Source organism: Hyphococcus sp., assembly GCF_965228385.1.
Taxonomy (GTDB): domain Bacteria; phylum Pseudomonadota; class Alphaproteobacteria; order Caulobacterales; family Parvularculaceae; genus Hyphococcus.
Map to the genome: position 1 here is coordinate 3,154,417 of NZ_OZ245810.1, position 12,922 is coordinate 3,167,338.

Here is a 12,922-nt window from a genome sequence, read left to right on the forward strand (position 1 = left end):
CACTGCCTTGTCACCGTGCTGGAAAAGCCTTGGGATTGCGCAGGATCAGGGCGGAAATGAGCGCGATAATCAGGCCTACCGGGAAAATTTCCGAAAAGGTAATTGGTATTCGAAACAAGGGGTTAGCGTATCGGGCGGTGAGCGTTTCCATATCCGCCGTCACTTTGGCCAGCGCGGCGGCGTCGGCCCCGCTTTCGCGCTTTGCCTCAATCACGCCGGCCGTATACTGATCAATAAAGGCGTAGTCGGTGGAGGCCAGATACGCCTCCCACCCGGCGACGTAAAAAAGACCCGCCACCGCCGCAATGGAAACGCCGGTCAGGAACGCCCCGCCGAATTTGATGACGCCGCCAAGGTTGCGGTCGCGATGGCGCTTGACGCCCACAAAAATCAGCGACAGGGCGATCAGCATGATGAGATAGCCGAAGGCTTGCGATGACGCACCGCCCTCGCCGCCGCTCATGGCGATGCCGGCGGTCATGACGGAAATGACGATGACGCCCGAAATAGCGCCGTAAACAAGTGCGATTTTTAACATGGGTTCTCTCCTCCCGGGATATCGCTTTAGCAATCAGGCGGGCTTTTGGGAAATACCTAGAAGATTGCCTTCCGGATCGTGGAACCAGGCGAACCACCCGCCGTTCCCGGGTATCTCCACCGGACCGATGCTGATTTTCCCGCCTGCGCCTTTAATCTTGTCGCAGGCCGCGTTGATATCGGCGACATCCATATAGATCATGACGTAATTATGCGGCTCGTGACCGAGGGCTGTAATCGCGCCGTTGACGCCTTCTTTTGAGCCGGTGTCGACCGAGGCGTTGAATGCAGCGTCTTTTGTTTTCCAGCCGAATACGGATTCGTAGAATTTCCGGGTCTTGAGTGCGTTCCTGCAGCCAATATCGAAATGAATAACGGGCGCGCCCATGGGGTCTCCTTTTCTCGTGTTGACGGGACGAGAATGGCCGGATCTGCGCGCGCCGCGCTATCGCCCGGATGGGTGATATATTGAAAATCACCTGTTTTTCGGTCATTTGATGACCGGATTTTTCAGGGAATGAGCAAAAGTTCTTTTGCTTTCTGGATCGCCTGCGTCCGCCGGGAGACGCCGAGCTTTTCGTAAACGCGCGCCAGATGGGTCTTTACGGTGTTGGGCGAAATATCGAGTTTGCGAGCGATTTCCTTGTTGGTGAGACCATCGGCCAGAAGCGCAAGACTTTCCAGCTCGCGCGGCGTCAGCTTCAGCGTTTCGGCGGCCGCCGCGTTGAATTCGAACGCCGCCGGCGCCGATTGGCGCGTGAGGCGGTGGCCGACAAAAACGCCGAGCGCTGCGAAAGCCACGGCGATCAGGATGATGTAGAATTCCGCCGCAAAAACGCGGGTGATGAATTTATATTCGAGCCATTCAAGGGCGAGGGCCGCAGCGGCGAGGGCCAGGCCATAAAATACGATCGTGCGCGTCATGGGCGCTATTCTGGACGAAGCGGGGGCGCTGCTCAATCGGCGTCAGGCGCTGCCGAGACAATAAGGCGATCAGCCGCCGGTCAAGCTTACCCCGCACTCGCCGTCTTCTACAGCGCGCCCCGCCGCTACAAGGGCGGCGTGGGCTTCATGCGGTCGGTCGGTGGCGATGATATCGGCGCCCTGCTCCGCGATATCGGCGTAAAGCGCCTCATAGCCGGATCGCGCGATATCATTGTCGATGGAATCGCCGCCGCCGAGCGTGCCGAAAATCACCTCCACGTCCCGCCCGTTCAGAATGGAAAACAGACGGGGCCGGGGGTCCTGCGTGCCGGTAAAGCCGAGTAGCCGGTCATCCGGCACGCCGGAGGCGACGGCCCGGTTCAGCGCCGACTGGCTGTCGAGGGATAGCGAAATCATGGTGTCCGGCAGGAGCGCGTGCAGTTTTCGCGCCGAAGCCATGGAATAGGCGATCAGGATGACGCGGTCTTCCGCCCCCTGACGTTTTATCTCTTCGGCGACATCTTCGTATCGCGTGGTGCGTTTGAAATCCACTTGCAGGATGGTGCGCCCCGCCGCCCAGGCGAGCGCGTCGTCAAAACGCGAAGGCGCATAATCGCTTCTTCCGCCGTGATTATCTTCAAGCCGCAATTTTTCGAGGCCGGCCCAGCTCATGCCGTCAGCGGCCCCCTCGCCGGTGGTTGTGCGCTCGAGCGTATCGTCATGCATCAGATATAAAACGCCGTCAGCGGACGTCGCCACATCGATCTCCATGATCGCCGGGGTCGCGGCGAGAACCGCGCTCATGGTTTCCACCGCGTTTTCGGGATAGCCGGGATAGGGCCCGCCGCGATGGGCGGAAATCAGCGTTGCGCCGTTATCCGCAAGGCAATCGAAAAAGGCGTTGAGCCCCCCTTGAGGATCGACACGCCACCCCGGCGCCGGTGCGCCGGCGGTTTGTGAATCCGTGTTGGTAACAGAGTCGCCGCAGGCGGCGAGGGCGAGAAAACTGGCCGCCATTAACCATTTAGGCATTTGATATTCCATGTATTTAGGGCTTCACGATAATGGCGCCGGTTGATTTGCCGCTTTCCAGGAGCCTGTGCGCCTCAGCGATGTCCGCGAGGGCGAAGCGATGGCTGATCTTGGGTTTGACAGCGCCTTTCGCGACCATGGCGAACAGCGTTTCGGCCATGGCCGGCAGGCGGTCCGGCGTGGCGTAATGAAACAGCGTCGGCCTTGTGAGGGTCAGCGAGCCGCGGCGCGAAAGCTCCAGCGGCGCGATCGCCGGCACCGGGCCGGAGGCGTTGCCGAAGGTCACCATATGGCCGCGCATGGCGAGCGCGTCGAGCGAGGTTTCGAAGGTTTCAGCCCCTACGGAATCGTAAACGACCTGAACGCCCCGGCCTTCCGTCAGCGCGCGTACATCGCCGGAAATCGAGTCCGTCTTTGTGCGGATTATAATGTCGTCGGCGCCGTTTTCTTTTGCGATCGCCGCTTTCGCCTCGCCGCCCACGACGCCGATGACGCGCGCCCCGATATGTTTCGCCCATTGGGTCAGGAGGACGCCGACGCCGCCCGCCGCCGCATAGATGAGGCAAGAGTCGTCTTTTGTCAGGACGTAGACCTGGCGCACCAGCATTTCTGTCGTCAGCCCTTTGAGGAAAATCGCCGCGGCGATATCGTCCGTGACCCCGTCCGGAATTTTGGCGGCCATCACCGCGGGGATATTGGCGGCGTCGGCATAAGCGCCCCGCCCGCCGATATAAGCGATGCGCTCGCCGACCGAGATTGCGTCAACGCCCTCCCCGACCGCCTCGACAACGCCCGCCGCTTCTGAACCCAGAATGGCTGGCATGGCGATGGGATAAAGCCCCTTGCGCTGGTAAATATCTATGAAATTCAAGCCGATAGCCGTATGCCGCACGCGCAGCTCCCCGGCGGCGGGCGCAGGCAGGTCCTGATCGCGCAGCGTGAAATTTTCAGGCCCGCCATGGGCGTCGATGAAAACGGCTTTGCTCATAAATATTTCCTCTGTCGCTTTCATATTGCAGCGGGACGGTGTTGGCGAGTAGGTCTTATTGCCAACCCCCCGAGAGGCCAAAATGAAATTGACGATAAATATCGACTGCACGCCCGCCGAAGCGCGCGCTTTTTTCGGCATGCCCGACATGGAGCCCATGAACGATATGATCGTGAGCGAAATGATGAAGCGCGCCAAGGAGAACATGGATACGCTGGCCGATCCGGAACGGTTCATGGCGCAATGGATGGCGATGTCAGGCAAGGGCATGGAGCAGTTTCAGAACCTCATGGGCGCGGCCATGGGAGGCGGGCGCGGCGGCGCGGCGGGCGCCAAGAAAAAATAGGGACGCCCCCCAGTCGCGCAGCGCCGTTCAGGGAGATGGCCGGGAACCCGCAACCGCGCGACATCGGGATTGAACGGTCATGACCATGACAGGCGACAACGACACCATATTCGCCAGGGCGTCCGGCGCCGGCAAGGCGGGCGTCGCCGTCTTTCGTCTGTCGGGACCGCAAGCGCGCAATATCGCCAGTCAGTTAGTTGGTAAACGGAATATTAATCGCGAAGCGCGGCTCGCTGCTTTGCGCGATCCTGCAAGCGGCGCGTTGATCGATCGGGGACTGGCCATACTTTTTCAAGCGCCGGCGAGTTTCACCGGCGAGGACGTCGTGGAATTTCATCTGCACGGGTCCCGCGCTGTCGAGGCGTCCCTCTATGAAACGCTTTCCGGCCTCGGCGCGCGGCCGGCCGAAGCCGGCGAATTCACCCTGCGGGCGCTTAAAAACGGCAAGCTCGATCTTGCGCAGGCGGAAGCCCTCGCCGATCTTATCGATGCCGAAACGACCCTTCAGAAAAAGCAGGCTTTGGGTCAGCTCGACGGGCGGCTCTCGGCGCTGGCGGAAGGCTGGCGCAAGCAGATTCTGGCGGTCATGGCGCCCCTGGAAGCGGATATCGATTTCCCCGACGAAGGGGATGTGCCCGCCGCGGTCGCAGCCAGATCGGGACCGGCCATTCGCGGGCTCAAGGAATCGTTAACCGCCTATCTGAAACAATCAGGACGTGCACGGATGATCCGGGAAGGCGTTTCCATCGCTGTGGTCGGACCGCCCAATGCGGGCAAGTCATCCCTCGTCAATGCGCTCGCGGGATCGGACGTTGCGATCGTTTCCGAGATCGCCGGCACGACGCGCGACATCGTTGAGACGCGCCTCGATCTCGGCGGGATCGTCGCGACCATCGCGGACACGGCGGGGATTCACGGCGCGACGAATGACAAGATTGAAGCGGAAGGCATGCGCCGCGCCCGCGAGCGCGCCGGCGGCGCTGACCTGCGCATCGGCGTCCTCGATCCGGGCGAGGCTTATGTTTCACGTGAAACAATCGATCTTCTGAAAACCGGCGATTTTCTGGTCTGGTCAAAAGCGGATCTTGGCGCAGCCATACCCGGCGGCGCTGCGCCAGACGGCGTCAGCATCCACGCCCTTTCCGCCGATACGAAAAGCGGACTTACCGATTTCGTGGCGGCGCTGACAAAGGCGATAGCCGCAGATCTCGACGCCGGCGCGCCCGCCCTCACCCGGCTCCGGCACGCGTCGGCCGTGGCCGCGTCTATCGAATCGCTAAATCGCGCCGAGACCATGATCGAAACCGCCCCTGAACTGGCCGCGGAGGACGCCCGGCTCGCCGCGCGCGCGCTGGGAACGATTACCGGCGCAGTCGGGGTGGAAGACGTGCTGGGGGAAATATTCTCCAGCTTTTGTATCGGCAAATAAAAAGGCCCCGCCGGGATGGCGGGGCCTGAATGCGCAAACCTCTACAGAGATTTAAGCAGTTTGTTTCTTCTTGCGGCGTGAGGCGAAACGAAGGCCCGCCATGCCGGCCAGGAAGAGCGGCAGCGCCGCCGGTATCGGCACTTCGCCGAAGCCCGGTACGACCCCGACCGCGAGGCCGTTGATCTGGCCGAGATTGTTTGCGAACGAGCCGAGGAAGTTCAGCGCGCCGCTGGCGAGATCGATGGTAAACAGGCTCGAAAGTCCGCCATTTTCCTGCAGGATGGCGTAAGCGACATCCGAACCGCCGCCGGAAAAGATGTCGAAACCTGTATCGGTGTTGAAGTTGAAATCCTGACCGTTCAGCGTAACGCCGCCAATCGTCGTCAGATCGCCTGCATTGTTGTTGAGCGTCGCCAGAATATTCAGCGACGAATCCAGCGCATATTGCTGGGTCGTCATGGCGCCCGCGACGCTGTTTGAATAGGCGTTCGCCGTGATGGTCGGGTTCGTCCCTTCATTGGGGTCGCCCATGGCGTAAAACAGGTCTGTCTGCACGCTGGTCGAGCCGTCATTCGGGTTGAAAACGACGTTTTCATCATTGGCGCCAACCGTGCGCGACCGGTCGATGGTCGGATTAAAATCGAGGCCGACATTGGGACCATTGGTGGGAACCACCGGGGCCGTACTTAAAAGCGTCGTCGCGCCGCTGACCGGATCGACCAGGTAATATTCATCGGCAGAGCTTGAATAACCGATCAGCTCGCCGGTGGCGGGGCGGAAGTCGATAGCGTCGAGCCGCGCCGCATCGCCGCTGATGTCAACGACGCCAAGCGTCGAGGCGTTTGTGATGTCAAAGCCGACGAGCGTGGTCCCGCCGCTGCCCAGCGTCAGGCCCATATGGTCTGCATGCGCTGCGCCTGCGGCGGTCAGCGCGGCGGCTGCCGTCGCTGCAATATATTTTAGTTTCATGAAAAGTGCTCCAAACTGTTAAACAGAGGACAAAATACGCGTCCGGACGAAGGGCTACATGGTTAGTAACGTATGAATCCGGCCGGTGGTTGCAGCACCGTTGTATTTATTTGGTTTGAAAGCGGCGGCGGCGCCTTAATTCGGTTTGTCGCTTGCCGCCTTGTCGCCATTGCGGATCAGCCGCAACCGGCCCGCGGCCCGGCGCAAGACGATTGCGGCGTCATGCTCGCCGCGTAACTCAAGTCGCGCCGCAGCGCGCTCATAGTTTGTGTATTTTTCGGAAAGCCGTTGCGAAAGCTGTTCGGCGAGGCTTTGCCCGCGACGGGGCGTGGCCGGCGTATCCGCCGTTCCGAACAGTTTGCCGTGCCTGATTTTGCCTGCGCGCTGCTGACCCATAAATACCCCTTATTGTTATCGTCGGCGCTTATTGTTTCAGGCACTACTGCAGCAAGCGTGCCTTTATGTGTGGCCGTTGCGCCATGCTTTCCAAATTGTAAACTTCGCCCGCGAGAAGCTGAAACAATTCGTGACATTAAAATCTATCCCCGCCTTTCCGGCAGGCCTTAGACTGTTTCACGTGAAACGGTTTTGAAAGTTGACGCTGCTAAAAAGGCCGGATGTGCATAACGCCCGAAAGCGAATTTTTCTGGATCGGCCTGGCGCTTTTTATCGCCGTCGGATTTGTCTGTTTACGCGTGGCGCGCAGGTTCTGGCGGGACGCGGCGCAGGCGAGCGACGCGCGCGGCTGGACGGAAGCTTTCGCGGATCATGGTCCGGCGCTATTCCAGTGCGGGACGTGGCTCTTTATCCTGTGCCTGGCGGCCTCGGTTTGCGGGTTCGGCTTTTAAACGGCCCTTCCGGCGTTTCACGTGGAACGATGCGCGCTCCGGCAAGCGCCAAATAAAGGATGCAATCCGGACGCAAGGGTCCTATATCCCGCGCCCGAGGTTTTAAGACATGCAACAATACGACGTCATAGTGATCGGGGGCGGTCACGCAGGCTGCGAAGCCGCCGCCGCCGCCGCGCGCGCCGGCGCCACAACCCTGCTCGCGACCCACCGCCGGGACACGATCGGCGAGATGTCGTGTAATCCGGCCATCGGCGGGCTGGGCAAGGGTCATCTGGTGCGCGAGGTCGACGCGCTGGACGGGCTGATGGGCCGCGTCATCGACAAGGCGGGCATCCAGTTCCGCATGTTGAACCGGTCGAAAGGTCCGGCAGTCCGGGGACCGCGCGCACAGGCCGACCGCAGGCTCTACCGCGAAGCGATGCAACAAGCCCTCGCCGCCTATCCCAATCTCGATATTCTCGAAGCGGCGGTGGAAGATCTCATTGTTTCACGTGAAACAGCGGCGGGCGTCATTCTGGCCGACGGTGCGAAAGTGCGCGCCCATGCGGTGGTTCTGACGACAGGGACCTTCCTGAAGGGCGTTATCCATATTGGCGACCGGCGCATTCCCGCTGGCCGCGCGACAGCGCGCGCGGAAGGCGAGAACTGGGGCGCTAAGACTTGGGACGACGTTGAAACGCCCTCGATCGGGCTGTCGGGCCGGCTTTATGGGCTGGGCCTCAAAACGGGCCGGTTGAAAACCGGCACCCCGGCCCGCCTGGATGGGCGCACCATCGGCTGGGACCGGCTGGAGATGCAGCCTGCCGACGAAGAGCCCGTACCCTTTTCCTTCCTGACGGAGCGGATCGCGGTCCCGCAAATCTCCTGCGGGATCACCGGCACCAATGGCGAAACGCATCGCATTATTGAAGACAATATCGGGAAGTCGGCGGTTTACGGCGGCGGCGTTTCAGGGCGCGGCCCGCGCTACTGTCCGTCTATTGAAGACAAGGTTGTGCGTTTCGCAGAGCGGGAAAGCCACCAGATTTTCCTTGAGCCGGAAGGCCTTGACGATCACACGGTCTATCCGAACGGCATTTCAACGTCGCTCCCCGAAGACGTGCAGGCGGCGTTCCTGAAAACCATTCCCGGCCTCGAAGACGCGAAAGTCATACGCTACGGCTACGCCATCGAATATGACTACGTCGACCCGCGCGAGCTGAGCCGCACGCTGGAGACAGGCGCCCTGCCCGGCCTATTCCTCGCCGGTCAGATCAACGGCACCACCGGTTATGAGGAGGCGGCGGCGCAAGGGCTGATCGCCGGCGCCAATGCGGCGCGCAAGGCGGCGGGCGCAGCGCCGTTTCTGCTTGACCGGTCCGAAGCCTATATCGGCGTGATGATCGACGATCTTGTAACCGCCGGGGTTACAGAACCCTATCGCATGTTCACAAGCCGTGCGGAATATCGCCTGACCCTTCGCGCCGACAATGCAGATCAGCGTCTGACCCCGGCGGGCGTCGCCGCTGGCCTTGTGGGCGAAGAACGCGAAAGAGCGTTCCACGTGAAACACTCAGCGCTTGAGAAGGCGCGTGATTGGGCGCGCGCGACCACGCTCACGCCGAATGAAGCGCAAAAACACGGCCTCAAAATCAACCAGGATGGCCGGCGCCGCTCAGTGCTGGACCTTCTGGCGCTGCCGGGCGTCGATCTCGGCGCGCTTGGCGCGATCTGGCCGGAAATCAGCGCCTTGCCGGTTACGGTGGCGGAACAATTGAGTTTCGATGCGCTTTACGCCGGGTATCTCCACCGCCAGGAGGCGGATATTATCGCCTTCAAAAAGGACGAATCCCTGACGCTGCCGGCCAATATCGACTACGCTCTTATCAAGGGGCTATCGAATGAGGTGCGACAGAAGCTTCTGGACGCGCGGCCCGCGACGCTCGGTCAGGCCGGGCGGATCGAAGGCGTGACGCCCGCTGCATTGGCTCTCCTGCTAGCGCATGTCAAAAAACAAAAGGCGGCTTCATGACCGGCGCGCCGGAAGCCGGGTAGCGCAGTCGTGACGCCAGAAGACTTTCTCGCCGAAACCGATGTTCCACGTGAAACACTGAACCGTCTGAATGTGATGGACCGTGTACTGATGGAGTGGTCGGAACGCCATAATCTGATTGCGCGCTCCACCATAAAAGACCGGTGGCGCAGGCATTTTCTCGATTCCGCGCAAGTGGCCCCGCTGTTGCCGCCGGGCGCGAAACGGCTGGCCGATCTGGGGTCGGGCGCAGGCTTTCCCGGTCTCGTTCTGGCGGCGATGCTGCCGGATCTGAAAGTGACGCTGATCGAATCGACGGGGAAAAAAGCCGCTTTCCTAACCGATGCGGGCGAGGCTATGGGTCTGGACAACCTTGAGGTCATACCGGCGCGAATCGAATCGGTAGGGCTGACGGCGCCGCCGGACATCATCACGGCGCGGGCCCTCGCCCGGCTTGATAAATTGCTCGGCTACGGCTTTGGATTGCAAGGCGAAAACACGAAGTATTTCTTACTAAAAGGACAAGATGTTGAGGTTGAATTGACCGAAGCCGCTAAATCTTGGACTATGGACATTATTCGCCATCAGAGCGTGACCAGCCCTGAGGCGACCATTCTAGAGATCGGAAACCTCGCCCGTGTCCGCTGATACCCGCCGCTCCCCGCCGCGCGTTCTCGCCGTCGCCAATCAAAAAGGCGGCGTCGGAAAGACCACGACAGCCATCAACCTTTCAACGGCGCTCGCCGCCGTGGGCGAGAAAGTGCTGCTTATCGATCTCGATCCGCAAGGCAACGCCTCGACGGGTCTCGGGATTTCCGCCGCGGAACGGGGCGTGACCACCTATGAAGTGCTTTCGGGCGAATACAGGCTCGAAGCAGCGGTCATGGAAACGGATATTCCGGGCCTCTCGCTGGCCCCGGCGGGTGTCGATCTTGCGGGCGCGGAGATCGAGCTCATTGAGGCGGAGCGTCGCCATTACCGGCTCGCCGACGCGCTGGAAGAGTTCGCCGCCAGCGAAAAGGGCGCCGGCGTCACCTATGTGCTCATCGATTGTCCGCCCTCGCTCAGTCTTTTGACTATCAACGCACTCGCGGCGGCGCAGGCTGTGATGATCCCTCTGCAATGTGAGTTTTTTGCGCTCGAGGGTCTGTCGCAGATCATGCGCACCATCGAGACGGTGCGTACACGGATTAATACGGAGCTTGAGTTGCAAGGGGTGGTGCTGACCATGCATGACCGGCGCAACAATCTCACCAACCAGGTTGAGGCGGATGTGCGCGGGCATCTTCAGGACAAGGTTTACCGCACGGTCATTCCGCGCAATGTGCGCATTTCCGAGGCCCCGAGCCACGGCAAACCGGCGCTGCTTTATGATCTCAAATGCCCCGGCAGCCAAGCCTACATTCAGCTTGCCTCCGAAGTTATTCAGCGAGAGCGCCAACGTCCGAAAGCGGCGTAGAGAGGGATAGTCACAAATGGCCGTCGCAGCAAAAAAGAAAAGCGGAAACAAAGGGTTAGGGCGCGGCCTCGACGCTCTTCTGGGTGATGCGCCGCGCCCGCGGAAAACCGCAGAGAACGCCGCTGAAGCCGGCGATGCGCAGGCCGGCCCCAAGCGGGAATTGCCGATCGAATATTTGAAAGCAAACGCCGACCAGCCGCGGCGCGTCTTCGACAAGGACGCCATAGACGAGCTTGCCGCCTCCATCGCCGCGAAGGGTTTGCTGCAACCGATCCTCGTGCGCCCGAAGGGCAAAGACAATTACGAAATCGTCGCCGGGGAACGGCGCTGGCGCGCGGCGCAAAAGGCGAAGCTCCATAATGTCCCGGTTATCATCCGTGAACTGACAGATGAAGAAGCGGCAGAAATCGCGCTCATTGAAAATGTTCAGCGCGTGGATCTGAACCCCGTTGAGGAGGCTGCCGCCTATCGCCGCCTTGCGCAAACATATGGCCGCACGCAGGACGACATCGCCAAGGCCGTGGGCAAATCGCGCAGTCATGTCGCCAACATCATGCGGCTGTTGAACCTGCCGCAAAAAGCCATTGACGCGCTGTCATCCGGCGCCATCACCATGGGCCACGCGCGCGCCCTGCTCGGCTCATCCGCGCCGGCGGAAGCCTTTACCATCGTGCTGAAGCGCGATCTGTCGGTGCGCGAGACCGAGTCGCTGGTGCGCGAGGCGGAAAAGGAAATTCGCGACCCCGGCGCTCGCGGCAAGGATAAAAACAAAGCGAAAACAAAGACTTCCAGCAGCCCCAAAGACGCCGACACCCGCGCCCTGGAGCGCGATTTGTCGGCCATTCTGGGTCTTGAGGTGGCGATCGATCATTCCCGGAAGGGCGCCGGCGCCCTGACGCTCAACTATCTGACGCTCGATCAGCTCGATGATATCTGCCGGCGTCTGATGGGCGCCAATGCCTGATGGCGCAGGAGACGCAAGACAGCGCGCCTGGCGAACCGGCCGATACTGAAACTCTTCCGCCTGCTGACTTTGATCGCGTCGAGGACTTTTTCACCTCGCTGAACGACAACGCCGTTTTGCTGGCGGAGCGCCTGCAGGATCAGCTGGGATCGGTTACGGTATTCTATCAGCTTGGCGCCATCCTTTTCGCGCTCGGGCTCGGCTGGCTGGCCGCGCGTCCGGCGCGCACATCCCTCGCCCGCCGGCGCGACGCCCAAAGCGCGCTCCTGCTGGCGCTGGCCCGGCAAATGCCGTTCGCCATAGCGGCGGCGATATTGTGGATCGCCGTGCCGCTCTATTCTGCAGCCGGCCAGCCCTTGAGCGTGTTGCGCATCGCGGCCAGCCTGATGACGGCGTGGGTGCTGATCCGGCTGGTCGCCACTTTCGTGAAAGATCCGTTCTGGTCGCGAACCTTCGCGACGCTCGCCTGGGTGGTCGCGGCGTTGAACATCCTCCGGCTTTTGGGGCCGACTGTTGATTTCCTCGACCGATTGCAGCTGCCGCCCGGCGGGGAAAACGCCATCTCGGCGTTTGACGTTCTGTGGGCGATCGGACTGGCGATCATCCTGTTGTGGACGGCCTCTTTCATTTCAAGGCTGGTGCAGGGCCGCCTCGCCGCATCGGAAAAACTCACCCCTTCGGTGCGCGGACTTTTGGGCCAGCTTATTCAGATTGCCCTCTTCGCCGGCGCGATCATGTTTGCGCTCTCCGCCGCGCGGGTCAATCTGACGGGCCTCGCCGTCCTTACCGGCGCTATCGGCGTCGGCATCGGTTTCGGCCTGCAGTCGATCTTCCAGAATTTCATCGCCGGGATCATCATCCTTCTGGAAAAAACGCTCAAGGTCGGCGATTTTGTCGATCTGGAATCGGGCATCACCGGCGAGGTGCGCGAGATCAATGTGCGCTCCACGCTGGTCACGACAAACGACAATGTGGATATTCTGGTGCCCAATGCGGAATTTATCACGAACCGCGTCACCAACTGGACGCTGCGTGAGGTTTACCGGCGCATTCGGGTCCCGTTTGGCGTCGCCTACGGCACCGACAAGGACCTTGTGAAGAAGGCTGCGCTCGAAGCGGCGGAAAGCGTTCCGTACACGCTCAAAGACAATGCAAAACGCAAACCCGATGTCTGGTTGACGGGGTTCGGCGATTCAAGTCTCGATTTTGAACTGGTCGTCTGGCTGACGGGCGAAGCGGTGCGCCGGCCGGGCGCCGTCAACGCGGCCTATTGCTGGGCGATTGAAACGGCGCTCGCCAAATATGAGATCGAAATTCCGTTTCCCCAGCGTGACCTTCACATCAAACAGCCCGCTGAGATCGCCTTGAAAAGTTCGCCGCAAAGCTAGTTGGCGACAGTCATTAAACGCCAG

The 12,922-nt window shown here is 61.0% G+C and carries 15 protein-coding genes; 8 read left to right on the forward strand and 7 right to left on the reverse strand.

The features are described 5' to 3' along the window. Positions 1 to 10 precede the first annotated feature (10 nt). The 5 genes from ACQK2Q_RS14670 to ACQK2Q_RS14690 all read right to left on the reverse strand — a co-directional run bounded on the left by ACQK2Q_RS14670 (position 11) and on the right by ACQK2Q_RS14690 (position 3,481). The gene (locus ACQK2Q_RS14670; protein ID WP_425410490.1) at positions 11 to 538 is read right to left on the reverse strand and encodes a DUF4199 domain-containing protein; all 528 of its coding nucleotides are present in this window, start codon (positions 536 to 538) and stop codon (positions 11 to 13) included. A 33-nt stretch (positions 539 to 571) separates the two neighbouring features. Beyond that, complete coding sequence (locus tag ACQK2Q_RS14675) at positions 572 to 925, reverse strand: VOC family protein (RefSeq protein ID WP_425410491.1); 354 nt, start codon at positions 923 to 925, stop codon at positions 572 to 574. A 122-nt stretch (positions 926 to 1,047) separates the two neighbouring features. After that, positions 1,048 to 1,461, reverse strand: a complete 414-nt coding sequence (locus ACQK2Q_RS14680) for a response regulator transcription factor (RefSeq protein ID WP_425410492.1) — start codon at positions 1,459 to 1,461, stop codon at positions 1,048 to 1,050. A 69-nt stretch (positions 1,462 to 1,530) separates the two neighbouring features. Next, on the reverse strand, positions 1,531 to 2,493 hold the full coding sequence (locus tag ACQK2Q_RS14685) for a glycerophosphodiester phosphodiesterase family protein (protein WP_425410493.1): 963 nt from the start codon (positions 2,491 to 2,493) through the stop codon (positions 1,531 to 1,533). A 16-nt stretch (positions 2,494 to 2,509) separates the two neighbouring features. After that, the gene (locus ACQK2Q_RS14690; protein WP_425410494.1) at positions 2,510 to 3,481 is read right to left on the reverse strand and encodes a quinone oxidoreductase family protein; all 972 of its coding nucleotides are present in this window, start codon (positions 3,479 to 3,481) and stop codon (positions 2,510 to 2,512) included. Between the two features lie 82 nt (positions 3,482 to 3,563). Here ACQK2Q_RS14690 and ACQK2Q_RS14695 point away from each other — a divergent pair, with 82 nt between their 5' ends. Both ACQK2Q_RS14695 and mnmE read left to right on the forward strand, forming a co-directional pair. Beyond that, entirely contained in the window at positions 3,564 to 3,827 is a 264-nt protein-coding gene (locus ACQK2Q_RS14695; protein WP_425410495.1) for a DUF6489 family protein, read from the forward strand. 79 nt (positions 3,828 to 3,906) lie between these two features. Then, a complete protein-coding gene (gene mnmE, locus ACQK2Q_RS14700) occupies positions 3,907 to 5,256 on the forward strand; it encodes a tRNA uridine-5-carboxymethylaminomethyl(34) synthesis GTPase MnmE (protein ID WP_425410496.1) in 1,350 nt (449 codons plus the stop codon). A gap of 51 nt (positions 5,257 to 5,307) precedes the next feature. On the opposite strand, the gene ACQK2Q_RS14705 is transcribed toward mnmE, so the two are convergent. Both ACQK2Q_RS14705 and ACQK2Q_RS14710 read right to left on the reverse strand, forming a co-directional pair. Beyond that, entirely contained in the window at positions 5,308 to 6,225 is a 918-nt protein-coding gene (locus tag ACQK2Q_RS14705) for a DUF4394 domain-containing protein (RefSeq protein WP_425410497.1), read from the reverse strand. Between the two features lie 135 nt (positions 6,226 to 6,360). Beyond that, positions 6,361 to 6,621, reverse strand: coding sequence for a hypothetical protein (locus ACQK2Q_RS14710; protein WP_425410498.1), 261 nt, complete (start codon positions 6,619 to 6,621; stop codon positions 6,361 to 6,363). Between the two features lie 221 nt (positions 6,622 to 6,842). Here ACQK2Q_RS14710 and ACQK2Q_RS14715 point away from each other — a divergent pair, with 221 nt between their 5' ends. The 6 genes from ACQK2Q_RS14715 (at position 6,843) to ACQK2Q_RS14740 (ending at position 12,898) form a co-directional block, all read left to right on the forward strand. Further along, the gene (locus ACQK2Q_RS14715; RefSeq protein ID WP_425410499.1) at positions 6,843 to 7,073 is read left to right on the forward strand and encodes a hypothetical protein; all 231 of its coding nucleotides are present in this window, start codon (positions 6,843 to 6,845) and stop codon (positions 7,071 to 7,073) included. A gap of 109 nt (positions 7,074 to 7,182) precedes the next feature. Next, complete coding sequence (mnmG, locus tag ACQK2Q_RS14720; RefSeq protein WP_425410500.1) at positions 7,183 to 9,087, forward strand: tRNA uridine-5-carboxymethylaminomethyl(34) synthesis enzyme MnmG; 1,905 nt, start codon at positions 7,183 to 7,185, stop codon at positions 9,085 to 9,087. A gap of 30 nt (positions 9,088 to 9,117) precedes the next feature. Beyond that, entirely contained in the window at positions 9,118 to 9,735 is a 618-nt protein-coding gene (gene rsmG, locus ACQK2Q_RS14725; RefSeq protein ID WP_425410501.1) for a 16S rRNA (guanine(527)-N(7))-methyltransferase RsmG, read from the forward strand. Next, entirely contained in the window at positions 9,725 to 10,546 is an 822-nt protein-coding gene (locus tag ACQK2Q_RS14730) for a ParA family protein (RefSeq protein ID WP_425410502.1), read from the forward strand. Before rsmG ends, ACQK2Q_RS14730 begins: the two co-directional genes overlap by 11 nt. Before the next feature lie 16 nt (positions 10,547 to 10,562). Then, the gene (locus tag ACQK2Q_RS14735) at positions 10,563 to 11,510 is read left to right on the forward strand and encodes a ParB/RepB/Spo0J family partition protein (RefSeq protein ID WP_425410503.1); all 948 of its coding nucleotides are present in this window, start codon (positions 10,563 to 10,565) and stop codon (positions 11,508 to 11,510) included. Beyond that, positions 11,510 to 12,898 (forward strand): mechanosensitive ion channel family protein, encoded by a 1,389-nt coding sequence (locus tag ACQK2Q_RS14740; protein ID WP_425410504.1) that lies wholly within the window; start codon positions 11,510 to 11,512, stop codon positions 12,896 to 12,898. Before ACQK2Q_RS14735 ends, ACQK2Q_RS14740 begins: the two co-directional genes overlap by 1 nt. Positions 12,899 to 12,922: the final 24 nt, after the last annotated feature.